Here is a 21,918-nt window from a genome sequence, read left to right as displayed (position 1 = left end):
GAACGGCGTCCATAAAAGCGTAGATGTGTGCACACGACCACAAACTACAAAGGAAGAAACCAAAATGATGAATACATTGAAACTGGTTCGTTTGAGCATGATCGCAACACCAATGGCACTGGCTGCTGGTATGGCCTCTGCTGGCGGACTATCAGAACCTGTTGAAACCGTTGCACCAACTCCGGTACCCGTAGCAGCCCCTGCACCGATGATGCATAACGGTGATTGGACAGGCTTTTACGCTGGTGGCCAAATTGGTTTCGGGTCAGTTGAATCCGATGATCTGACAGATGACATTGAAGGCGCAACTTACGGTGTACACGGCGGCTACATGCATGACTTTGGTTCATGGGTACTGGGTGCTGAACTAGATATCGACGGTACAGACGCAGAATCGTCAGCAGACGACGTCGAAATTGACTCTATCGCGCGGGCAAAACTACGCGTCGGGTATGATGCTGGCGATTGGCTGCCATATTTCACCGCAGGTGTTGCGCAGGCTGAGGTGGACTTTGCCGGTACAGATCTTTCGGACACTGGCAGCTTTGCAGGTTTGGGCGCGGAATACCGTGTGAGCGACAGTCTGCGTGTTGGTGGCGAAGTTCTTCAGCACCAATTCGACGACTTTGACGGCACAGGTTTTGATTTCGATGCGACGACTGTTGCAGCACGCGTTTCGTTCCAGTTCTGATCCCGCGAATTGGAATGTGGTAGGCGGGGTCCCTCATCCCCGAGATCGCGCCTAGACCAAGAAAGGCCCGCAGTGCAAACTGCGGGCCTTTTCGCGCTTAGGTCATCATTTGGTCAATCGTATCGCTGCCAATGCCGTTGTCCTTGAGGACGCTGAACTGCCCGTTAAACATTTCGCTTGCCGCATCATAGATCGCGCGATGGGTAACACGCGCCAACGCAGACCCAAGCGATAGCCGCGCAGCGCCTGCCTTGGCGAAATCATCCAGTGATTTTCCCGCAAAATCGCCAGCAACAAGCGCATTCACAGGCTTGTCCACGGTTGCGCAAATGCGTGCAAGCGCGGCCATATCAGGCGGCATTGGTGCATAAAGACAATCTGCGCCCGCAGCGGAAAACCCTTGCAACCGTTTGATTGCGGCGTCGGTGTCATAGCTGCCGATCATGATTCCGTCGGCGCGCGCGGTCAGCACAAAGTCATTTGGCAATGCGCGGGCCGCACTTGCGGCGGCGCGGATCCGTTCAATAGCTAAATCATGGTCATAAGGGGCGTCGCCCGGCAGGATCGTATCCTCGATACAAATCCCGGCAAGCCCAATCTCGGCCGCCATCCGGACCGTCTGCGCACAGTCATCTGGGCTGTCACCAAAACCGTTTTCAAAATCGCCCTGCACTGGCACGGTTGCGACGGAAAGAATGTCGCTCGCATGGGCGAGAGCCTCATCGCAAGTGAGCGTGCCGCCATCTACGCGCCCGAGCGTGAATGCATGGGCCGCTGACGATGTGGCCAGGGCTTTGGCGCCCATGGATTGTAGCATCTTGGCGCTGCCTTTGTCCCAGACGTTGGCCATGATAAACGGGTGGCCCGCCACGTGAAGCGTGCGAAAAACCGTGCCGGGGTGGGTCATTTTATTGTCCTTTGTGCATATGTCTTTTCAAGATCAATCAGCTTTTGTTTGCGCCACAGCCCGCCGCCGTACCCGGTCAGCGATCCATCCGCGCCGATGACGCGGTGACAGGGGATTATGAGCGCGATTTGATTTGATCCATTGGCGCGGGCAACCGCGCGCGTGGCGGTTGGTGCATTGATGGTTTGGGCAAGCGCGCCGTAACTGCGTGTTTCGCCCGCAGGAATATCGCGCAAGGCGGTCCAAACTTGGCGGGTGAAGGGCGTACCGTGCAAGACCAGCGGCACGGTGAAATCGGCGCTTGTACCGTCAAAAAACGCGGTCAATTCTGCGGCGGTTTGTTCCGTGATATCTGTGCGACCGATCCCTATGTCACCCCTGGACATCTTGCGAAGGCGTGCCAGCTCTGCGGGTAGCGCCTTGCGATCTGCGAATTCGAGTAGATGCAGCGCGCGCTTGTCGCAGACCGCGATCATGTCGCCCAAGGGGGTTGGAATATGCGCCGCGCGCAGCAGGGCGTCATTTGCGAAATTGCCAGGGGCGGTGCCGATGAGCTTTGCGAAAGCTGCGCGGAATGCCGCGGGGCTGTCGAAACCAGCGTCAAGTTGCGCATCAATCACTTTACCCGTTTCGAGCGCCGTAAACCCGCTGGCCAGCCGTCGCTGACGCGCCATGTCCAAAAATGTCATGCCAAAATGGCGTTTGAAACTGCGTCGTACCGTCGATGGGTCAAACCCCATCGCAGTCACGTCTGCTTCTGACCAGCGTCGCATGGGATCCGCATCCAACGCGGCCAATAGTGCTGTGATTGCAGGGTCGGTCTGGGCCGCAGGTGCGACCGGGTGACACCGTTTGCAGGGCCGAAACCCTGCTTGAATACAATCCGATACATCGCTGAAAAAATTACAGTTTTCGCGTTTCGGTTTGCGCGCGGGGCATGTTAATCTACAAAAAATACCGGTCGAGGACACACCAACAAAGGCGGTTCCATCATAGGCGGGATCGCGGGCCAAGAGCGCTTCGTAAAGCACATCGTCATTGGGAAGGGTCATCAACATGTCCAAAGCCTATGCGATTCGTCCGGGTGGTGCCGCCTGAAATCGGGCGCCTATTGCTTGTGCGCGCCTCAACCATCAAGCCCGGTCAAATTGCGGGGCCCTGCGCCCTCCGATCCCTTAACGTCTTGCGGATTGTATAGGGCGCAGCTTTGCAGGCTTAGGCAACCGCATCCAATGCAGCCATCCAATTTTTCGCGCAGATCTGTCAGGGCCGCGATGCGCGCATCGATCTTAACACGAAAGCTTGTGCTGATGCGGGTCCAATCCGCCTTGCTGGGGGCCTTATGAGCAGGGAGCCCTTTGAGGTGTTCTGCGATTTCAGCCAACGGAAACCCAAGCGTTTGTGCCGCCATCACAAAGGATAAACGCCGAATATCCGCACGCCCATAGCGACGATGCCCGCCGTCATTGCGCAAAGGCGCGACGATCCCGTGGGTTTCGTAAAACCGGATCGCAGAAACCGCCAATCCGGTGCGCGCAGAAAGGTCCCCGATCGATAATCCCGTGGCCATAAAAATAATCCTTGATCTCAAGTTAACTTTAGAAATTAGAACCCTAATCACGCGAGAAATCTAGTGGAAAAACCGATGCAATATTCAAACCAACGCACCTACTTTGCCGATAGTGCCGCCGCCGCGGCCATGCGTCACGAGGGCATCGGTTGGGATTATCATGACCGCAGTTTGATAATGCCGCGCCCCGTACGGCGCTCTTGGATTGCGCGGATCATTCTTAACAAAAGGAACACGAAAATGAGCCATCTTGAACACGTCAATATTACTGTCTCAAACCCCAAAGCGACCGCACGGATGCTTGAACAGCTTTTTGATTGGCGTATCCGCTGGGAAGGTGCCGCTATGGGAGGCGCGGGGTACACGCTGCACGTCGGCACCGAAGATAGCTACATCGCGATCTATTCGGGCAGTGATCCCGCACAAACTGTCCCGAAATCTGACGCAAGCTATCACACAAGGGGGGCGATGAACCACATTGGTATCGTGGTCGATGACCTTGACCTTATTGCAGAAAAGGTAAGCGCAATGGGCTATGTGGCGCATAGCCATGCGGATTACGAACCGGGGCAGCGGTTTTACTTTAACGATGATGATGGGGTCGAGTATGAGGTGATCAGCTATGCTTGATCAAGGCTGGCCTGCATCTTTTTGGTCAGGCTGGCGCGGATAATATCATATGAGATAGCAATCCGGTGACGCAGCTCATCCGGGTTGCTGTCTGGGTCGACCAACACCCATGACCTGTGGAAATACGGGGCTTTGCGCGCAGCACCTGCGTCAATTAGCATCTGTGCTGTCTCTGGGCTGTCGGTTTTGACGCAGAAACCTGATTTGTTTGTACCAAAGCAAATAAACATTTTGCCGCCAACCTTCCAGCTGTCCAGCTCGGAGGTTGGATCAGCTGCTGTTGCCCCAGCAAATTGGGCGCAGATCTGGTTGATGTCATCACGTGTCACCTATCGTTCTCCGCTGTGGCCCAATTCCCTGCCCATTTTGGGTTTGGCATCCTATCCCCTGTGGTCAACCGATAGCATAGTGTACAACAATCACATCATGAAATGCTGGACGGGTCGCCATTTGCCTGCTACGCATCCCCGTATGAAGAGCATCTGCATCATTATCTGCTGCATTATTACCTGCTGACATCTGTCGCGGGCTGCTCTTTCACGTTTCAATTGAATGCTGAACTTGGTAAGCCCGCCGGCAAAACCCCTGCGTGAGGCGTTATGACTACTATTCGGCTGCAAAACACAAAGACCCGCAAACGCGAGGACTTTATCCCGATTGATCCCAAAAACGTGCGGATGTATGTTTGCGGGCCAACGGTCTATGACCGCGCGCATATTGGCAACGCGCGTCCGGTGATTGTGTTTGATGTGCTGTACCGCTTGTTGCGTCATGTCTACGGCGCGGATCACGTCACATATGTGCGCAATTTCACGGATGTCGACGATAAGATCAACGCGCGTGCCGCCGAAAGCGGGCGCACGATCCAAGAGATCACGGATGAGACAACGCAGTGGTATCTTGATGATATGCGCGCTGTGGGGGCGATGGACCCTGATGAGATGCCGCGCGCGACGCAGTATATCCCGCAAATGGTCACGATGATTGAAGATTTGATCGCAAAGGGTTTTGCCTACCCCGATGGGGCGGGCCATGTGCTGTTTTCAGTGAATTCTTACCCAAAATACGGCGCGCTTTCTGGACGCTCTACCGATGATATGATCGCAGGCGCGCGGGTCGAGATTGCGGATAACAAACGCGATCCGATGGATTTTGTACTTTGGAAACCGTCAGATGCGGATCAACCTGGCTGGGACAGCCCGTGGGGGCGTGGCCGTCCGGGTTGGCATATTGAATGTTCCGCCATGGCCAAGGATTTGCTTGGGGATACGTTTGATATTCACGGCGGCGGCAACGATCTGATGTTTCCGCACCACGAAAACGAAATCGCGCAAAGCTGCTGCGCCTCTGGCCATGCCGAAGATGGCGAAGGGTTTGCAAACTACTGGCTGCACAATGAAATGCTGCAAGTCGAGGGCAAGAAAATGTCCAAATCCTTGGGCAATTTCTTTACCGTGCGCGATCTGTTGGATCAGGGCGTACCAGGCGAAGTGATCCGCTTTGTCTTCCTGCAAACGCATTACCGCAAGCCGATGGATTGGACCGCGGAAAAGGCAACAGCTGCCAAGAGGGAGTTGTACCGCTGGCGTGAACACCTAACGGGAGTTGCACCTTCTTTGCCACATCAATCCATCGTGGATGCCATTGCTGATGATATAAACACTTCACAGGCCATGTATGAACTACGTGTTCGGTTTTTGAATTGGATGCAAAGTCTTCAGAGCGACCGTCTAGTTTCACAGAAAGAAGAAGCTGAGTTTTTGGCATCAGCACAATTGTTAGGATTGCTTACGGACGAACGGGCGGAGTGGTTCGTAAATGATTTTGATTTTGCTTGGCATATCGACAAATTTTTTAAACTACGTGATCAAGCTAAAGAAATAAAAGACTATTCCAAAGTAGACGCATTTAAATCGGCGCTTCTGGAAGCCGGGGTAGAGGTGCGCATGTCAAAGACCGGTGTTGAACTCGACGCTGGCCCCGATTTCGATGCTTCTAAGTTGGAGGGGCTGCTATGAGTAAAGAACGTCTTTATCTTTTCGACACCACGCTGCGCGATGGGGCGCAGACGCAAGGTGTGCAGTTTTCGGCGGATGAAAAGCGTCAGATCACGAGCGTTTTGGATGATCTTGGGGTTGATTACATCGAAGGCGGCTGGCCCGGTGCGAACCCGACCGACACTGAATTTTTCGCGGATGCGCCGAAAACTCGCGCAACTATGACCGCCTTTGGCATGACCAAACGGCTGGGCCGGTCAGCCGAGAATGACGACATTCTAGCGGGGGTGATCAACGCGGGCACACCCGCTGTTTGTCTCGTCGGGAAATCGCATGACTTTCACGTGACGACTGCGCTTGGCATCACGCTTGATGAAAATATCGAAAACCTAGGTGCAAGCTTTGCTTATCTGAAAATGCTTGGCCGCGAAGGGTTGTTTGATGCTGAGCATTTCTTTGATGGCTATAAAGCGAACAAACCCTATGCGCTTGAGGCTATTCACGCCGCCTATGATGCGGGTGCACGCTGGATTGTGCTGTGTGATACCAACGGCGGTACCTTGCCGCATGAGGTCAGCGAGATTGTCACTGCTGTGATCGCCAGCGGTATCCCCGGCGATCATCTTGCGATCCATACGCATAATGATACGGAAAACGCGGTCTCTAATTCGTTGGCCGCCGTCATGGCAGGCTGTCGGCAGGTCCAAGGGACGCTGAATGGCTTGGGCGAACGTTGTGGCAATGCCAACCTCACGACATTGATCCCGACGCTTTTGTTGAAAGAGCCATTCGCCAGCCAGTTTGAGACGGGTGTTAGCCTTGATGCGTTGAAAGGTTTGCGCAAGGCATCGCGGATGCTGGATGATATTTTGAACCGTGTGCCCGCCAAACAGGCGGCTTATGTGGGGGCATCCGCCTTTGCGCATAAATCGGGGTTGCATGCGTCGGCCATCGCCAAGGATCCATCGACATATGAGCATATTGACCCGGGATCGGTTGGGAATAGCCGCATCGTGCCGATGTCCAATCAAGCGGGCCAATCCAACCTTAAGGCGCGCCTAGCGGATGCTGGGATCACGGTTGAACTGGGCAATCCGGCGCTGGCCCGCATTGTTGAGCGGATCAAAGAGAAAGAAGCCCAAGGGTTTTCTTATGACACGGCGCAAGCCAGCTTTGAATTGCTCGCCCGTGAAGAGCTAGGCACATTGCCACGGTTTTTTGAGGTGAAACGCTACCGGGTGACGATTGAGCGCCGCAAAAATAAGCGCGGCAAAATGGTATCGCTCTCAGAGGCCGTGGTCGTGACCAAGGTGAACGGTGAACGGTTCTTGAACGTCTCCGAAAGCCAAGGGCCTGACGGCAGTGACCAAGGCCCAGTGAATGCGTTGTCGCGGGCGCTATCAAAAGATCTCGGGCCGTATCAGCAGTATATCGAAGATATGCAACTGGTTGATTTCAAAGTGCGGATCACTAATGGCGGTACCGAGGCCGTGACCCGCGTCATCATCGACAGCGAAGACGGGCAGGGCCGCCGTTGGTCTACCGTTGGGGTCAGCGCCAACATAGTTGATGCGTCCTTTGATGCGCTGGTTGATGCGATCAATTGGAAACTGATCCGCGATGGGGCGAAGGTGTAGTTTTTTGAGTATTTTTGGCAAGATGATATTGATATGAGCCTGAATGCTTGTGCGGCCTTGGTTGAAAAAGCTGATCCCGAACGGTTTCGTGCGGCGATGGCCGCGCCCGTGCCTGCCCGCGAAATCCTGTTTCCGCTTTATGCGTTTAACGTCGAGGTCGCGCGCGCCCCTTGGGTGACCAAAGAACCGATGATCGCTGAAATGCGCCTGCAATGGTGGCGCGACGCGCTTGAAGAAATCGCGGGCGGGGTCAAGCCGCGCGGGCATGAGGTCGTAGATGCGCTGGCAGATGTTCTGGATGTCGAAGGGGCCAAGCTGCTTGACGGTCTGATCGCCGCGCGCCGTTGGGATATATATAGCGACCCGTTTGAAGATCAGGCGGATTTGGACAGCTATATCGATGCAACTGCGGGCCATCTGATGACCACAGCCGCGCGGTTGTTGGGGCAGGGTGATTTGGGCATGGTCGCCGATTTTGCTTATGGGACGGGTGTCGCAAATCTATTCCGCGCAATCCCTGACCTAGAAGAACGCGACCGCAAGCCACTTTTGGATGGGTCCGAAGCTGGGGTTTTAGCGCTTGCACAAGGTGCTGAGGCACGGCTGACGCGGGCGATTGCGGCGCGACGCCAGATATCTGCGGCTGCCGCGCCCGCATTATTTGCTGGTTATTTGGCCCGGCCAGTCCTGCGGCAAATCCGCAAAGACCCCGGCAAAGTCGCGCGCGGCGCGCTTGGCCTGCCGCCGCTACGCGAAAACCTGCGGTTTACGAATGTCGTGCTGCGGGGCTGGTGGCGCTAGTCTGATGCGTGTTCTTTGATCGCGCGCGTTAGCGCCTTTTGGCCACGTGGGTTCAACCTGCTGATAGCTTCTGAATCGTCAATACCGTGTCGGGCCAAGAATTCAGCAAGCGCATAGGCCCGCGATTCTTGGGTCATATAGCCCGACCATCCAACCTGAGCCGGCCCCTCGATAGCAAAAAGTCCGAAGCCATGTGTGATGCAATGCAGATCCGTTGAAAGCTCGTGCATCGGTTCGCCGCCGGGCATGCCGTCGATGTGGTTCGCAAGTCGCGCGTGCATCAATTCATGTGTCATCGTGTTGATGAACCCCACTGGCTGACGCATCAGTGCGACGTCATAGTTCACGAGTGGTGCTTCGTCGTCATGATGATAAAGGCCAGCCACGGTAGAAAGATCTTGATAACTTTGCCGATACTCGGGGTCTATTACGGGCATTGGTGCGACGTCAATTGGTTGAATTGGAAGAAGGCAGGCAATGTCATCTGCGATCTGCTGCGCGACTTCTGGGCTGTCGCCAGCACCAGCGGAAAAGAACGTTTTCGTCGCTGTTACCAGTTGGCGTGATTTGATCCACTCTGTACCAAATGTCGTATCAGCCCAATCGAAGCTATCGAATATCCACCCCTTTAGGTCGTCACTGATCGTTTTCTTTCTATTCCAAAGCATGTATTAAACCACGCTACGCGGATGTCGCGCGAGCCAGATCAGCGATCCGCCAGCCAGCACCAAAAACGGCACCATGGCGAGGTTCACCGCGGTCCAGCCTTCGACAGCAGTGCCGCCTGAACAGTTCATCAATCCGCCAGAGGCCAGTGACGCAACGGTCACCATCCCAAAGACGATCATATCGTTCATGCCTTGGACTGCGCCGCGTTCTTCTGCGCGGTGCGCGCCGGCAAGCATTGTAGTCGCGCCGATGAAGCCAAAGTTCCAACCTAAACCAAGCAAAACAAGTGCGAGGTAAAAGTTGGTTAGCGCGACCCCAGACAACGCCACCATCCCAGCGCCCGCCAAAATCACCAAACCCGTCGCCAAAATTCGCTGTACTCCAAACCGGGCGATCAAATGTCCTGTAAAGAACGAGGGCACATACATAGCCAAAACATGCGCTGATACGATGTCATTGGCGTTATTTGTATCAAAGCCACAGCCGACAACCGCGAGCGGTGTGGATGTCATCACAAGGTTCATCAATGCATAGGATACCATGCCGCAAATGATGGCAACGATGATGCGCGGTTCGCGTAAAAGTTCCTTGCGGCTGCGCGGTTTGGGCGCATCAACCGGAGCTGTAACGCCTTTGGAGCCTTTGGGGAGTTCGAGTAAGAAAAACAAGAACATGCCGCCAATGTTCAACGCGGCAACAGTCAAATAGGTGCCGAGAAACGGCACTGCGTAAGCATCTTGCACAACTTTGTTCAGTTGCGGTCCGATAATCGCGGATAAAAGCCCTCCGGCCATAACGTATGAAATCGCTTTGGGGCGGAACGCGTCTGATGCGGTGTCCGTCGCCGCGAAGCGGAAGAAACCCTGTGCCGACATATAGATACCTGTGAAGTAAGACCCACACAGTAAGATCGGAAATGATGCGATATAAAGCCCATAAGCCGCAATAAGCGCCCCAACCGCGCCCGAAAACGCCCCGATAAAGAAGCCAAACCGACGCCCATTGCGTTGCATCAACGGGCTGAGCCACGGTGCCGTGGTCATAGAACCAAACACGATGAACGAAATCGGCAAAGTGGCCAGACATGGGTTGCTTGCCAGCATCCCTCCTGCCAAACCACCGATCACAAAAATCATGGGCATTTGCGCGCCCAAAATCGCTTGGGCCATGACCAATACAGCAACGTTGCGTTTGGCCGCTTTATCGTTTGTAGTATTCATGTGCGTATCGGTAAGCACCGCATTCCTGCTTTGCAATATGTATTATGCCGCATCGATAATATGTGCAAAAGAACCCGATACATTCCCATTCATCAACCCCATTTCGGGTAGGGCTTGGCCTTCGGCGTCTTTGGCTTGGAATAACGGGGTTCCTTGCGCCACTACGGTTGTTGCATAGTGAAACTCATGACCTTTCCACGCGCCGCGCATTGGTCCGTGGCCAGCCCATAAATCGCGGTAGCCCAAGTGTAGTTTGCGCGTGGCAAAGGAGGTCTGTAAGCTCAAAAGCCCCGCCATTTTATGGGTTTCCCCATCCGCATCGGTCAGTGCATTACCCAGGACCATATAACCTCCGCATTCGCCGTATATCTGGGCTGTGGCCGTGCGTAGGCTGTCAAGAAAACGCGTGTTCGCAGCTAGCTTACCCGCATAAAGTTCGGGGTATCCGCCGGGCAGGTAGATATAATCGGCCTGCGGCGCAGGGTCATCTACGAGCGGCGAGAAGAATGCTATCTTTGCACCTGCGGCCCGCCAATCGTCCAAAAGATGTGGATAGCAAAACGCAAACGCCGCATCACGCGCAACCGCAATGTTTTGCGCAGGCGGCGCGATACGTGCAGATTGTGCCGCCTCAAGCGGTTTGGTGCCAAGCGCCAAGAGCGCTGCAATATCGACGGTCCGCGAAACCAGATCAGCCGCTGCATCAAGATAGGCATCAAGGTCGGGGCGCTCTTGCGCTTGCACCAGTCCAAGGTGGCGCGACGGTTGCGTCAAACCGGGCGTACGTGGCACAGCGCCGAAAACAGCTATGTCGCCTAGCGCGCGCCGCAACATGGTTTCGTGCCTTGGCGACCCCACGTTGTTCAATATCACCCCTGCGATTTGGACCGTAGGATCGAAGTTCATGAACCCTTGCGCCACAGCCGCAACTGACCCTGCCATGCGTCCCGCATCAATGACCAGTATGACGGGCAGGCCAAGAATGCGGGCGATATCCGCTGTTGCACCTTTGCCATCAGGCGGCGCGCCGTCAAACAGCCCCATCGCGCCTTCGACGATCAATGGCGCGTCCCCAGCGGCAAGCGTGCTGATCCGCGCGGGTGTCATTGCCCAAGCGTCAAGATTTACGCATTGTGTACCGCAAGCAGCCGCATGGAACTGCGGGTCGATATAGTCGGGTCCGGATTTTGCGGCGCGCACTGGTGTTATCCGGCTGATCGCGCGCAAAAGCCCCAACGTCACTGTCGTTTTGCCGCTGCCAGACGCGGGGGCGGCGATCACAAAGCTCATATTAGGGGGTTTCGGCAGGGCGACCGCGCCCTAATGGATCAAGATTGCGTGGCTTTTTACCGGCGGCCATCCCTTGCCAGTCAAGCACTTGTCGCATTTTAACGGAATCGCCGACGCAGATGATAGCTGGCGGTTCGAAGCCCGAGGCCGCCACATCAGCGACCATCGTGCCCAGCGTTGTTTCAAGCACCTGTTGGTCGGGCGTTGTGGCCGAAGTTACGATTGCCACGGGTTCATCCGCGCGGCGTCCAGCGGCAGAAAGCTTGGTTGCGATCTGTGCGATATGTTTCATACCCATATAGATGACGATGACTTGGGACCCTTTGGCGATGCTGTCCCAGTCAAGCGACCCGGGCGTATTTCCGGATTGGTCATGCCCTGTGACAAAAGTCACCGATTGATTCACATCACGGTGGGTTACGGGGATACCCGCATAGGCTAACCCGCCAATTCCAGCCGAAATGCCGGGGATAATCCGCACGGGGACGTCGTGTTGGATCAACGTCTGAGCTTCTTCTCCGCCACGTCCAAAAACAAACGGATCGCCGCCCTTCAGTCGCAGGACTTTTTTGCCAGCGCGCGCAAGGTCAACCAATTGCAGCGAAATGTCGCGCTGTTTGGCAGATGGTTTGCCGCCACGTTTACCTGCATAGATATGTTCGGCTTGTGGCGCCCAGTCCAAAATCGTCTTTTGGACAAGCGCGTCGTAAATCACCACATCCGCCTGACGTAGCGCATTCGCCGCGTGCAGCGTCAAAAGGCCGGGATCGCCGGGGCCTGCACCACAAAGCCAAACCCAACCGGCTTGTAAAACGGGCCACTCAAATGCGGGAAGTGTCGGTGTATTCATCATACGCCCTTTATGCCGATGAACGCGGCGGTTGGAAAGGTGGCAAACGACCAACGATTGCGGATTGGCGGCATCGCAATGCACGCATATAGTCGCGTTGATGACACGTAAACCGACCGGGGATTTACGCCGTGGCTGGACCACAGGCGCTTGTGCGACGGCCGCGACCAAGGCCGCGTTGATCCAGCTATGGGGCGGGGCGTTTCCTGATGCCGTGTCGATCACATTGCCTAAAGGCGAGGTTCCTGTGTTCCCATTGGCGCTGGCTGAATGTGGCCCAGGATGGGCGCGCGTCGGCATTACCAAAGACGCGGGCGACGATCCTGATGTGACCCATGGTGCGTTGATTATCGTCACCGTGCGGACAGGCACAGGCGTGCAATTTGTCGCGGGGCGGGGGGTTGGTACCGTGACAAAACCGGGCTTGCCCATTGGTGTCGGCGAACCCGCAATAAACCCGGTTCCGCGTCAAATGATGCGCGATATCGTGGCTGAGATGGCCGTGGAATTTAACCAAACCCCCGATGTGCAAATCGAGGTCTCCATTCCTGATGGTGAAATAATTGCGCAAAAAACATGGAACCCACGGTTGGGGATCATCGGTGGGCTGTCGATTCTGGGCACCACCGGCGTCGTGCGCCCGTTTTCCTGCGCAGCTTGGATCGCGTCGATCCACCGGGGCGTAGATGTGGCGCGCGCGGATGGGCTGACGCATGTTGCAGGCTGTACGGGTGCAACGTCTGAGAAAACGGTGCAGGCGCATTGCGGTCTCCCAAATCACGCGATGCTGGATATGGGTGATTTTGCAGGGGGAATGTTAAAATATCTGCGCAAAAACCCTGTTGCACGAGTCACCATTGGCGGCGGTATCGGCAAGATGGCCAAGCTGGCGCAAGGTGCCGTTGATTTGCATTCTTCGCGTACGCAAGTTGATTTTGTGCAGCTCGCGGAATGGGCCGGGACTCCGGCTGTCAAGGATGCAAACACCGCGCTTGAGGCCTACACGATTGCAGGCCCCACCTTGGCCGACCGCATTGCAAAAGAAGCACGCGCCGCGGCGCAGCACCTTGTTGGCGACCAATCCACGATCGATACCGTCGTGATTGATCGGGCGGGCAATATTATTGGACGGGCAGGGGCATGACGCTTCTTATTTTGGGTGGCACAGGGGACGCGCGCCGGATCGCCCAATCCTTGCAAGGCGCAGATGCCATCATTTCGCTGGCTGGGGCCACGCGTGCACCAGAACCGTTGTCGCTGCCGACAAGGATCGGTGGATTTGGTGGTGATGAGGGGTTTCGCGCATTTCTGCGCGACAACCATATCACTGCCGTTCTGGACGCAACGCATCCGTTCGCGGATAATATCACGCAGCGGACCGCCCGGATTTGCGCAAAGCTGAATTTGCCCTATCTGCAAATGCTGCGGCCCGGATGGGTGGCCGAACCTGGCGATGATTGGACAGAGATTACGCGTGAAGAAGACGCCGTCGACCACATCCCGCTGGGGTCAGTTGTGTTTTTGGGAACTGGGCGACAAACGCTGAACCGTTTTGCGAACTTGACGGGGCGCGAAGTCATCTGCCGTCAAATTGACCCGCCAAAAGGCCCGTTTCCGTTTGCTGGTGGGCGCTTTTTAGTTGGACGGCCACCGTTTTCTGTTGAAGCTGAAATGCAGCTGTTTTCGGCGCTTAGGGCGACCCATTTGGTTGTCAAAAACGCCGGAGGTGCGGCGAGCCGCACAAAACTAACCGCGGCGAACCATCTGGGTATCCGCGTATTGATGGTCGCACGGCCGCCGCGTGGCGATTGGCCAATTGTCGAGAGCATTGATGCGGCACTTGGTTGGGTGCGTGCATTATGACCGAACGCGTGATTGAAACACTTGATTGTGTGGCTGAAGGGGCCGCGTGGCTTTGCGCGCATGAGCCGCGTTTTGGTGTTGCGATGGTTGGATTGCCGCCCTTACCGTTGCGGTGCAAACCCGATGGGTTTGCTGAATTGCTCAGCGCGATAGTCAGTCAGCAGGTCAGCGTGGCCTCGGCCAACGCGATTTGGGGGCGTTTGCAAGGCGCGGGCATGGTGACGGCAGATGCCGTCAGGCAGACGTCCGACGAATCCTTGCGCGCATTGGGGTTGAGCCGTCAAAAGGCGAAATACGCCAAAGCCTTGGCCGCAACTGGGATCGATTTTGAGGCATTGCGCGAAATGCCGTCAGATCAGGTGATGAAAACGCTGACCGCCGTGTCTGGTATCGGCGCGTGGACCGCCGAGATTTACGTGATGTTTTCGCTCGGGCGTGCTGACGTGTTCGCACCGGGGGATTTGGCGCTGCAAGAGGCGGCAAAACTGATCTTCGATCTAGATGTACGCCCCAAGGAACGGGCGCTGCGCGCAATGGCCCAAGATTGGTCGCCTTGGCAATCGGTTGCGGCGCGGATCATGTGGGCCTACTACAAGCAAAGCAAACAACGGGAAGGTATCAGATGACACGGGCACTCGAGGCGCAGCGGCGCGAACCACTATCGGGCGAAATGCGGTCTTGCGTGGTGTTTTTGCATGGGTATGGCGCGAATGCGGCCGATCTGATTGGTCTGGCAGACCCGTTGGGCGAACATATGCCTGATACGCTGTTTATCGCACCTGATGCGCCCGAAGATTGCGCAGGGGCCCCGATGGGGTTCCAATGGTTCCCCATCCCATGGATTGATGGATCATCCGAAGAAGAAAGCCGCGCCGGGCTTGACCGGGCGGCTGATGATCTGAATGCTTTCTTGGATGGGGTGATGGTCGACGAAGACTTGCTGCCCGAACAGGTTGTCGTCTTGGGCTTTTCACAAGGGACCATGATGGCGCTGCATGTGGTGCCGCGCCGCGAAGATCCGGTCGCGGGGATTGTTGCATTCTCTGGTCGCTTGCTGGAACCCGAATCCTTGGTCGATGAAGTCCAGTGCCGTCCGGCGGTCTTGCTGATCCATGGCGATGAAGATGATGTCGTTCCACCGCAGTCGCTGCCGCAAGCCGCCGAAACATTGCAAGGCGCGGGCTGGAAAGAAGTCTATGCTCATATCATGAAAGGCACCGGTCACGGCATCGCGCCCGACGGGTTGCAAGTGGCATTGGCCTTTATGCGTGACCGTTTGGGGATGAGTTAACCCTAAACTGCCTAATATTTGGAATATGCTGGGGCTTGTCACATTTCTGACGCGATATATAGTCTTTACTTAAGAAGACTGCGGGAACGCCGTTCTATCTGGCGCCCGCATTTCGTGATGTGGGATGTAAGATATGACACAGGCAGATTTTCGAACCGATTTTACCCGCGCCCCGGCCGCGCTCAAGCAATACCCGGCGCTGGTGTTGAACGCGGATTACCGGCCTTTGTCCTACTACCCGCTGTCGCTGTGGCCCTGGCAGGATGCGATCAAGGCGGCCTGGCTCGACCGGGTGGATATTGTCAGTGAATATGACGCCTATGTGCGTAGCCCGACCACCCAGATCAAAATCCCATCCGTTGTGGTGCTCAAGGATTTTGTAAAACCACAGAAAAAAGTGGCATTCACACGGTTTAACCTGTTTTTGCGGGATTCATTTTGCTGCCAATATTGCGGGGCGAAGGGCGAATTGACCTTTGATCACGTTGTGCCGCGTGCCGCAGGCGGGGTGACAAGCTGGGAAAACGTGGTGGCGGCCTGTTCGCCGTGTAATCTGCGTAAAGGGTCAAAATCATTGCGCCAATCCGGGATGAGCCTGCGCAAGCCGCCCCGCCAACCTGTAACAGATCAGCTGCATAGTATCGGACGTAAATTTCCGCCAAACCACTTGCATGAAAGCTGGGTTGATTTCTTGTATTGGGATGCGGAACTAGAAGCTTAGCGCGATCTGGTGCTAGACTTGCGTCGCAGTGCGGGATAGAGAGTTCGCGTTAGCGCTAACGTACCCAAGCAAAAAGCGGAGTAAGCAATGGTTTCTCGCGTCATTCCTGTCGAAACATTTGATCTGGTCATTTTTGGCGGGACGGGTGATTTGGCTCGCCGTAAAATTTTACCGGGCTTGTTCCGTAGGTTTCGGTCAGGCCAAATGCCCGAAGGATCGCGGATCATTGGTGCGGCACGGTCAGATATCGACGGTGTCGGATATCGCCAAATGATCACAGATGCCGTTGCCGAATTTGGTGGCGAAGAAAAGAATGATACCAAAGGTTTAGAAGCGTTCATTGCGACGCTTGATTATGTTGCGATCGATGCCAAAGGTGACGGTGGCTGGTCGCAGCTTGCCGGATTGGTACGTCAAGACGTTGTCCAAGCGTTCTATTTTTCGGTCGCCCCATCGCTGTTTGGGGATCTGGCGGAACGGCTCCATACCAACAATATCGCTAATGCATCCAGTCGTATCGTTGTCGAAAAACCCTTCGGCCGTGATCTTGAAACAGCGCGCGCGTTGAATGAAACGCTGGCCGCGCATTTTGACGAAAGCCAAATTTACCGCATTGATCACTATCTGGGCAAAGAAACCGTTCAAAACCTTATGGCCGTGCGGTTTGGCAATATGCTGTTTGAACCGCTGTGGAACAACCACTACGTCGATCATATCCAAATTACGGTCGCCGAAACGGTCGGGATCGGTGGGCGCGGGGCCTATTATGATAAATCGGGTGCGATGCGCGATATGGTGCAAAACCACTTGATGCAGCTGCTGTGTCTTATCGCTATGGAGCCACCAAGCCAGTATGGCGCAGATGAAGTGCGCGATGAAAAACTAAAAGTTATCCGTGCGTTACAACCCGTAAAGCCACATCATATCGTGCGGGGACAATACGATGCGGGCCCTGATGGTCCGAGCTATCGCGAAGATGCCGAAAACCCGCGTTCCTTTACTGAAAGCTTTATCGCGATGAAATGTGAGATCGCGAACTGGCGGTGGGCCGGGGTGCCGTTTTACCTGCGGACTGGGAAACGGATGAAGGCGCGATCCTCTGAAATCACTGTTTATTTCAAGGATCTTGGGCATTCGATCTTTGAAGGTGATGAAGCCCGCCACCGTAATATCCTGTCGATCAGGTTGCAGCCGAATGAAGGCATGGATTTACAGGTGACCATTAAAGAACCCGGTCCGGGCGGGATGCGTTTGGTTGATGTACCGCTGGATATGACATTTGCCGATGCGCTTGGTCCTGATGTCGAAGAAGTCCCGGACGCCTACGAGCGCCTGATTATGGATGTGATCCGCGGTAACCAAACATTGTTTATGCGCGGTGATGAGGTCGAAGCAGCTTGGGGCTGGACTGACCCGCTGATCAACGGCTGGGAAGCGCGTAATGATGTGCCAAAGCTGTATGATGCTGGTTCTAACGGGCCTGAAGATGCGTTGGCCATGTTGCATCGCGAAGGCAGAAAATGGCGTGAAATCAAAGTCTAATTCCTTGAAATTCACCCATAACACAAGACAAGAGATGAAAAGGGCGTTCCCAAATGAAATTGCTTGAATATCCCGATGCGGAAATGATGATGATGAATTTGGCGGATACCCTCGCGGGTGAGCTGAAAAACACATTGTTGACCCATGATACGGCATCTCTGGCTGTGCCTGGTGGCACCACGCCCGGCCCTATTTTTGATAGCCTATGTGCCGTTGATCTAGATTGGGCGCGGGTGCATGTGATGCTGACCGATGAACGCTGGGTGCCGGAAACGTCTGACCGGTCAAACACGCGCCTTTTGCGGGAACGTTTGTTGGTGAACCGTGCCGCCGCTGCGCGCTACATGCCGCTATATGGCGATGCGCCGACGCCCGAAGAAAAGCTGCCAGAACTGGCGGCGGACCTTGACCCCGCGTTGCCGCTGTCGGTCTGTTTGCTTGGTATGGGCGCGGATATGCACACGGCATCGATTTTCCCCGGTGCGGATCAGCTTGATCTGGCGCTTACTGGCGATGATCGTTTGGTCGCCATGCGTGCCCCGGGCGCGCCAGAGCCGCGTATTACCTTGTCGGCAAAGGTGATTAACGCGGCGATCAACCGTCATATTGTTATTGTCGGCCCCGAAAAACGCACAGCGTTTGAACGGGCACAAACATGTAGCCCCGAAAGCGCCCCGGTCGCCGCCATACTGAGCGGCACAACCGTACATTGGGCGGAGAAATAACATGTGGGATAAACTCAAAGAACATCATGCAAAGGTCGTGGATCGTCGCATTGAAACGCTTGTGGATGCTGCGCGCGCGGATGCGTTTTCGGCACAAACGGGCGATATGCTGTTTGATTACGCCAAAACGAATATCGATGCCGACGGGCGGGCTTTGCTGATCAATTTGCTTGTGCAAACTGACGTTGCGCAAAAACGCGATGCGATGTTTGCTGGTGCTGCGATTAATGAAACAGAAGGGCGTGCAGTGCTGCATACGGCGTTGCGAAACCTTGATGGTAATCCTGTGTTTGTGGATGGCGCCGATGTGATGCCTGGTATTTTGGATACGCTTGACCGGATGTCTGCATTTGCAACTGCGGTGCGCGACGGCAGCTTTACCGGGCAGGGTGGCAAGATCACCGACGTGATTAACATTGGAATCGGGGGGTCTGATCTTGGCCCGGCAATGGCGGTCAAAGCTTTGGCTCCGTTTCATGACGGTCCGCGTTGCCATTTCGTGAGCAACGTTGATCCGGCGGATGTTGCTGCAGCGATGGCGTCATGTAATCCCGAAACAACATTGGTCATTGTCGCGTCCAAGACTTTCACAACGATTGAAACCATGACGAATGCGCGCACAGCGCAAGCATGGATGGCGCAAACAGTTGCAGATACGGGGGCGCAATTCGCGGCCTTGTCGACTGCTGCCGATAAGACTGCGGATTTTGGCATTGCGCCAGAACGGGTCTTTGGTTTTGAAGACTGGGTCGGAGGCCGATATTCGATGTGGGGGCCGATTGGGCTGTCACTGATGATCGCTATCGGGCCAGACGCATTCCGTGCTTTCTTGCGTGGCGGACAGGCGATGGACGTGCATTTCAAAACGGCGAAGTGGGAAGACAACCTGCCAACGCTGCTCGCGCTTGTTGGCATTTGGCACAACCAAATTTGCGGTTATGCGACCCGCGCAGTGCTGCCTTATGATAATCTTCTCAGTCGGTTGCCAGCCTATCTTCAACAGCTTGAGATGGAAAGTAACGGTAAGGGCGTCAGCATGGATGGTGCTGATCTGACCGTGAATTCTGGCCCCGTTGTCTGGGGTGAGCCGGGCACAAACGGGCAGCACGCGTTCTACCAATTGATCCACCAAGGGACGCGGGTGATCCCTTGCGAATTCCTTGTGGCGGCGCGTGGGCATAATGACGCTTTGCACCACCAGCATCAGCTCTTGGTGGCCAATTGTCTGGCACAATCCGAAGCATTGATGCGCGGGCGTGATCTGGATGAGGCGCGCAGCAAAGTCGCTGACAAATTCACCGGGCCTGAATTAGAGCGTCAAGCAAAGCACCGCGTGTTTGCGGGCAATCGCCCCTCGGTGACGATCGCCTATCCGCAGCTTGATCCATTTATGCTGGGCCAGATCATCGCCCTGTATGAACATCGCGTATTTGTTGAAGGTGTGGTGCTTGGGCTTAATTCCTATGATCAATGGGGGGTTGAATTGGGCAAAGAGCTGGCCACGGCGCTACAGCCTGTTGTCGAAGGGGCGCAGTCAGCGGACAATAAAGATGGATCAACAGCGGCGCTTGTCGGGTTCTTGCAAAGTAACGGCGTTTAGCGCAAAACCCTGATAAACCAATTAGAAAGCGATGCGATGATTGCCCAATATATCCCCTATGCGATGGCCGCTGTCCTAATCCTTGCGCTGTGCATCGATATTCGGACGGCACGGATGCCCAATTGGCTGACGTTGTTACCTGTTGTCTTGTTTATCGTGCAGATTGCGACCTCTGGCGACCCATCGGCCTATGGCTGGCAATTGGCACAGGGGGCTATCGTTTTTGTGTTGGGGATTGGTCTTTTCGCCGTGGGGGGCATGGGCGCGGGCGCTGTCAAATTGCTTGCAGGCACGGCGCTGCTTATCCCGACATCAAACGCATGGATTGCTGTTGTCGGCTTTTTGGGCGCGGTTTTTGTGTTGTTCCCAATCATCATTTGGACCCGCAAGGCCATTGGTTCAGAAGATAGCAAATGGGCTGTTCTTGCACGCCAAATTCTGCCGATGAGCCTGCCGATCGCTGCGGCAGGCCTGTTGGGTATGTTCTACGCTTAGGTGGATCAAGATCCACCCTACGTTAGATCGCCGCCGTCACGATAATTTCGACGTTGTAGTCAGGCGTGGCCAGCTTTGCCTCTCCGGTCCAGCGCGCCGGCGCGTGCCCTTCAGGCACCCAAGCATCCCATGCGGCGTTCATGTCTGCAAATTCGCTGGCAATGTCAGAGACCCAAATTTGTGCGGTCAGCAGGTTGGTCTTGTCGGTGCCCGCTTCCGCCAAGAGCGCATCGATTTTTGCCAGAATGTCGTTGGTTTGATCTGTGACAGAGGCGCCAGAAATCCCAACCTGACCTGCAAGATAGGCGATCCCGTTGTGGATCACCAATTGGCTCATCCGGGCGTTTGTGTGTTTGCGCGTAATCTGTGGCATTTGTCATTTTCCTTATGTATGCGTTCACGATTTTCTATGCAAAAATGCTGCCTGGGCCAAGCGCATTTAGCAGGCTTTATCCATCGATCCTTGTCACTTGTCTGGTCCGATTTAAGGGCAACGTGGTCGCTGCTGGGAAAATAAATATTGTTTGTATCGTGTAACCATAAAGATCCGCCCCCAAGCCCGATGTCATCGTTAAATCGTAAGCCGGTACGTCTCACGAAATCCAGATCGCATATTCAGTTGATGGTAGCAGCCCCAATTTTGTGGCTTTCGTTGCGTACGCATTCCGACAGTTTTTGGTCCTTGCATGCGCATACCATTGAGTAACACCCTTCATTAGTCGCTTTTGAACCCAATTGAGTTTTAGGTCTCCGATATATTGGGGAGAGATCGGCCCTGTTGCAAGGTTGGCGCCTGACGCTGCAAAGCGAGTGTACAAATTCACAAGCCAGTCTTCGGAAACCCATTCATCGTCATCGACAAAAACAAGGTACTTTGCGTCACGTTCTACCGCGTGATCAAGAACGGCGTTGCGCGCAAAAGGAACACACAGCCGTGGCTCAACCAGTAGGTCACACAGGCATCCCGTCGCATCACGTAAGATTTCGACGTCATGTTCAATGCTGAGAGCTTCAGCGTTTTCGGCAAAAACAAAGACAACCTCGATGCCTTCTGGATGCTTCATCGCGGCAAATGAGGCGAGTAAACGCCGAAACATTTCAGGCCGTGCGCGTGGAATTGCGCCAACAACCAATATGTCTGCCATTGATTAAAGCCCCTTAAAGTATCTCAAAGCTGAGAGCCAAACTGATCGTCCCTGAAACGTAAAAACTTCAGTGATGATGATTACGCGAAAACGCGGTGATCTGAAATCATCTTGTGCTGTCTCATCAATATACATTGCCCCGCGTGTTCATTGGCCACATTCATCCCGCCACGGAGAGCTGCGTCCGATACGAGCGCGCAGGAAATCCATGAAAACGCGAACTTTGGCGGAGAGCACATTCGAGTGCGGTTTTTGCTGCCCTAGGGATAGCTCT

Annotated in this window: 24 protein-coding genes; 14 read left to right on the top strand and 10 right to left on the bottom strand. The window is 55.1% G+C overall.

What is annotated here, in order from left to right:
• Positions 1 to 64: 64 nt before the first annotated feature.
• Positions 65 to 691 (top strand): outer membrane protein, encoded by a 627-nt coding sequence (locus DS901_RS05575; protein WP_113775946.1) that lies wholly within the window; start codon positions 65 to 67, stop codon positions 689 to 691.
• A gap of 97 nt (positions 692 to 788) precedes the next feature.
• On the opposite strand, the gene DS901_RS05570 is transcribed toward DS901_RS05575, so the two are convergent.
• The 3 genes from DS901_RS05570 to soxR form a co-directional block, all read right to left on the bottom strand.
• Positions 789 to 1,598: an isocitrate lyase/PEP mutase family protein gene (locus DS901_RS05570; protein ID WP_113775945.1), complete on the bottom strand. Its 810-nt coding sequence runs from the start codon at positions 1,596 to 1,598 to the stop codon at positions 789 to 791.
• On the bottom strand, positions 1,595 to 2,656 hold the full coding sequence (locus tag DS901_RS05565; protein ID WP_113775944.1) for a bifunctional transcriptional activator/DNA repair enzyme AdaA: 1,062 nt from the start codon (positions 2,654 to 2,656) through the stop codon (positions 1,595 to 1,597). Before DS901_RS05565 ends, DS901_RS05570 begins: the two co-directional genes overlap by 4 nt.
• A gap of 68 nt (positions 2,657 to 2,724) precedes the next feature.
• Positions 2,725 to 3,168: a redox-sensitive transcriptional activator SoxR gene (gene soxR, locus DS901_RS05560; RefSeq protein ID WP_113775943.1), complete on the bottom strand. Its 444-nt coding sequence runs from the start codon at positions 3,166 to 3,168 to the stop codon at positions 2,725 to 2,727.
• Positions 3,169 to 3,243: 75 nt separating this feature from the next.
• Between soxR and DS901_RS05555 the strand changes: the two genes are divergently transcribed.
• A complete protein-coding gene (locus tag DS901_RS05555; protein ID WP_309472524.1) occupies positions 3,244 to 3,798 on the top strand; it encodes a VOC family protein in 555 nt (184 codons plus the stop codon).
• Here the strand turns inward: DS901_RS05555 and DS901_RS05550 are convergent.
• Entirely contained in the window at positions 3,789 to 4,127 is a 339-nt protein-coding gene (locus tag DS901_RS05550) for an MmcQ/YjbR family DNA-binding protein (RefSeq protein ID WP_113775942.1), read from the bottom strand. The two genes, DS901_RS05555 and DS901_RS05550, sit on opposite strands and share 10 nt — an antisense overlap.
• Before the next feature lie 270 nt (positions 4,128 to 4,397).
• Between DS901_RS05550 and cysS the strand changes: the two genes are divergently transcribed.
• The 3 genes from cysS to DS901_RS05535 are packed head-to-tail and all read left to right on the top strand — an operon-like array spanning position 4,398 to position 8,233.
• Positions 4,398 to 5,816, top strand: a complete 1,419-nt coding sequence (gene cysS, locus DS901_RS05545) for a cysteine--tRNA ligase (protein WP_113775941.1) — start codon at positions 4,398 to 4,400, stop codon at positions 5,814 to 5,816.
• Complete coding sequence (gene cimA / locus DS901_RS05540) at positions 5,813 to 7,432, top strand: citramalate synthase (RefSeq protein WP_113775940.1); 1,620 nt, start codon at positions 5,813 to 5,815, stop codon at positions 7,430 to 7,432. The genes cysS and cimA overlap by 4 nt, the downstream gene beginning before the upstream one ends.
• Positions 7,433 to 7,465: 33 nt before the next feature.
• Positions 7,466 to 8,233 carry a squalene/phytoene synthase family protein gene (locus DS901_RS05535; protein ID WP_113775939.1) on the top strand — a complete coding sequence of 256 codons (768 nt, stop codon included), beginning with the start codon at positions 7,466 to 7,468 and terminating at the stop codon, positions 8,231 to 8,233.
• Here the strand turns inward: DS901_RS05535 and DS901_RS05530 are convergent.
• From DS901_RS05530 to cobA, 4 genes are read right to left on the bottom strand one after another with little or no spacing between them, the layout of a single operon-like run.
• Positions 8,230 to 8,901, bottom strand: coding sequence for a hypothetical protein (locus DS901_RS05530; protein WP_113775938.1), 672 nt, complete (start codon positions 8,899 to 8,901; stop codon positions 8,230 to 8,232). The two genes, DS901_RS05535 and DS901_RS05530, sit on opposite strands and share 4 nt — an antisense overlap.
• 3 nt (positions 8,902 to 8,904) lie before the next feature.
• On the bottom strand, positions 8,905 to 10,122 hold the full coding sequence (locus DS901_RS05525) for an MFS transporter (protein ID WP_113775937.1): 1,218 nt from the start codon (positions 10,120 to 10,122) through the stop codon (positions 8,905 to 8,907).
• A 42-nt stretch (positions 10,123 to 10,164) separates the two neighbouring features.
• Complete coding sequence (locus DS901_RS05520) at positions 10,165 to 11,412, bottom strand: cobyrinate a,c-diamide synthase (protein WP_113775936.1); 1,248 nt, start codon at positions 11,410 to 11,412, stop codon at positions 10,165 to 10,167.
• Position 11,413: 1 nt separating this feature from the next.
• On the bottom strand, positions 11,414 to 12,265 hold the full coding sequence (gene cobA / locus DS901_RS05515) for a uroporphyrinogen-III C-methyltransferase (RefSeq protein ID WP_113775935.1): 852 nt from the start codon (positions 12,263 to 12,265) through the stop codon (positions 11,414 to 11,416).
• Positions 12,266 to 12,362: 97 nt separating this feature from the next.
• Between cobA and DS901_RS05510 the strand changes: the two genes are divergently transcribed.
• From DS901_RS05510 to DS901_RS05470, 9 genes are all read left to right on the top strand, one after another.
• On the top strand, positions 12,363 to 13,406 hold the full coding sequence (locus tag DS901_RS05510) for a cobalt-precorrin-5B (C(1))-methyltransferase (RefSeq protein ID WP_113775934.1): 1,044 nt from the start codon (positions 12,363 to 12,365) through the stop codon (positions 13,404 to 13,406).
• Positions 13,403 to 14,125, top strand: a complete 723-nt coding sequence (locus DS901_RS05505) for a cobalt-precorrin-6A reductase (RefSeq protein WP_113775933.1) — start codon at positions 13,403 to 13,405, stop codon at positions 14,123 to 14,125. Before DS901_RS05510 ends, DS901_RS05505 begins: the two co-directional genes overlap by 4 nt.
• Complete coding sequence (locus tag DS901_RS05500; RefSeq protein WP_181820780.1) at positions 14,122 to 14,751, top strand: DNA-3-methyladenine glycosylase family protein; 630 nt, start codon at positions 14,122 to 14,124, stop codon at positions 14,749 to 14,751. Before DS901_RS05505 ends, DS901_RS05500 begins: the two co-directional genes overlap by 4 nt.
• Positions 14,748 to 15,416, top strand: a complete 669-nt coding sequence (locus DS901_RS05495; protein WP_113775932.1) for an alpha/beta hydrolase — start codon at positions 14,748 to 14,750, stop codon at positions 15,414 to 15,416. Before DS901_RS05500 ends, DS901_RS05495 begins: the two co-directional genes overlap by 4 nt.
• 133 nt (positions 15,417 to 15,549) lie before the next feature.
• On the top strand, positions 15,550 to 16,137 hold the full coding sequence (locus DS901_RS05490) for an HNH endonuclease (protein WP_113775931.1): 588 nt from the start codon (positions 15,550 to 15,552) through the stop codon (positions 16,135 to 16,137).
• Positions 16,138 to 16,224: 87 nt separating this feature from the next.
• On the top strand, positions 16,225 to 17,679 hold the full coding sequence (zwf, locus tag DS901_RS05485; RefSeq protein WP_113775930.1) for a glucose-6-phosphate dehydrogenase: 1,455 nt from the start codon (positions 16,225 to 16,227) through the stop codon (positions 17,677 to 17,679).
• Positions 17,680 to 17,732: 53 nt separating this feature from the next.
• Entirely contained in the window at positions 17,733 to 18,404 is a 672-nt protein-coding gene (gene pgl / locus DS901_RS05480; protein ID WP_113775929.1) for a 6-phosphogluconolactonase, read from the top strand.
• 1 nt (position 18,405) lies between these two features.
• Positions 18,406 to 20,004 carry a glucose-6-phosphate isomerase gene (gene pgi, locus DS901_RS05475; RefSeq protein WP_113775928.1) on the top strand — a complete coding sequence of 533 codons (1,599 nt, stop codon included), beginning with the start codon at positions 18,406 to 18,408 and terminating at the stop codon, positions 20,002 to 20,004.
• A gap of 36 nt (positions 20,005 to 20,040) precedes the next feature.
• The gene (locus DS901_RS05470; protein WP_258546658.1) at positions 20,041 to 20,499 is read left to right on the top strand and encodes an A24 family peptidase; all 459 of its coding nucleotides are present in this window, start codon (positions 20,041 to 20,043) and stop codon (positions 20,497 to 20,499) included.
• A gap of 22 nt (positions 20,500 to 20,521) precedes the next feature.
• Here the strand turns inward: DS901_RS05470 and DS901_RS05465 are convergent, their stop codons facing one another.
• Together DS901_RS05465 and DS901_RS05460 are read right to left on the bottom strand one after the other, a co-directional pair.
• The gene (locus DS901_RS05465) at positions 20,522 to 20,872 is read right to left on the bottom strand and encodes a RidA family protein (protein ID WP_113775927.1); all 351 of its coding nucleotides are present in this window, start codon (positions 20,870 to 20,872) and stop codon (positions 20,522 to 20,524) included.
• 220 nt (positions 20,873 to 21,092) lie between these two features.
• Entirely contained in the window at positions 21,093 to 21,644 is a 552-nt protein-coding gene (locus DS901_RS05460; protein ID WP_113775926.1) for a glycosyltransferase family 2 protein, read from the bottom strand.
• Positions 21,645 to 21,918 lie beyond the last annotated feature (274 nt).

The organism is Loktanella sp. D2R18 (assembly GCF_003318235.1).
Lineage (GTDB): Bacteria > Pseudomonadota > Alphaproteobacteria > Rhodobacterales > Rhodobacteraceae > Yoonia.
The sequence above is the reverse complement of the archived record's forward strand: the minus strand, read 5'-3'. Positions and strand labels throughout refer to the sequence as shown.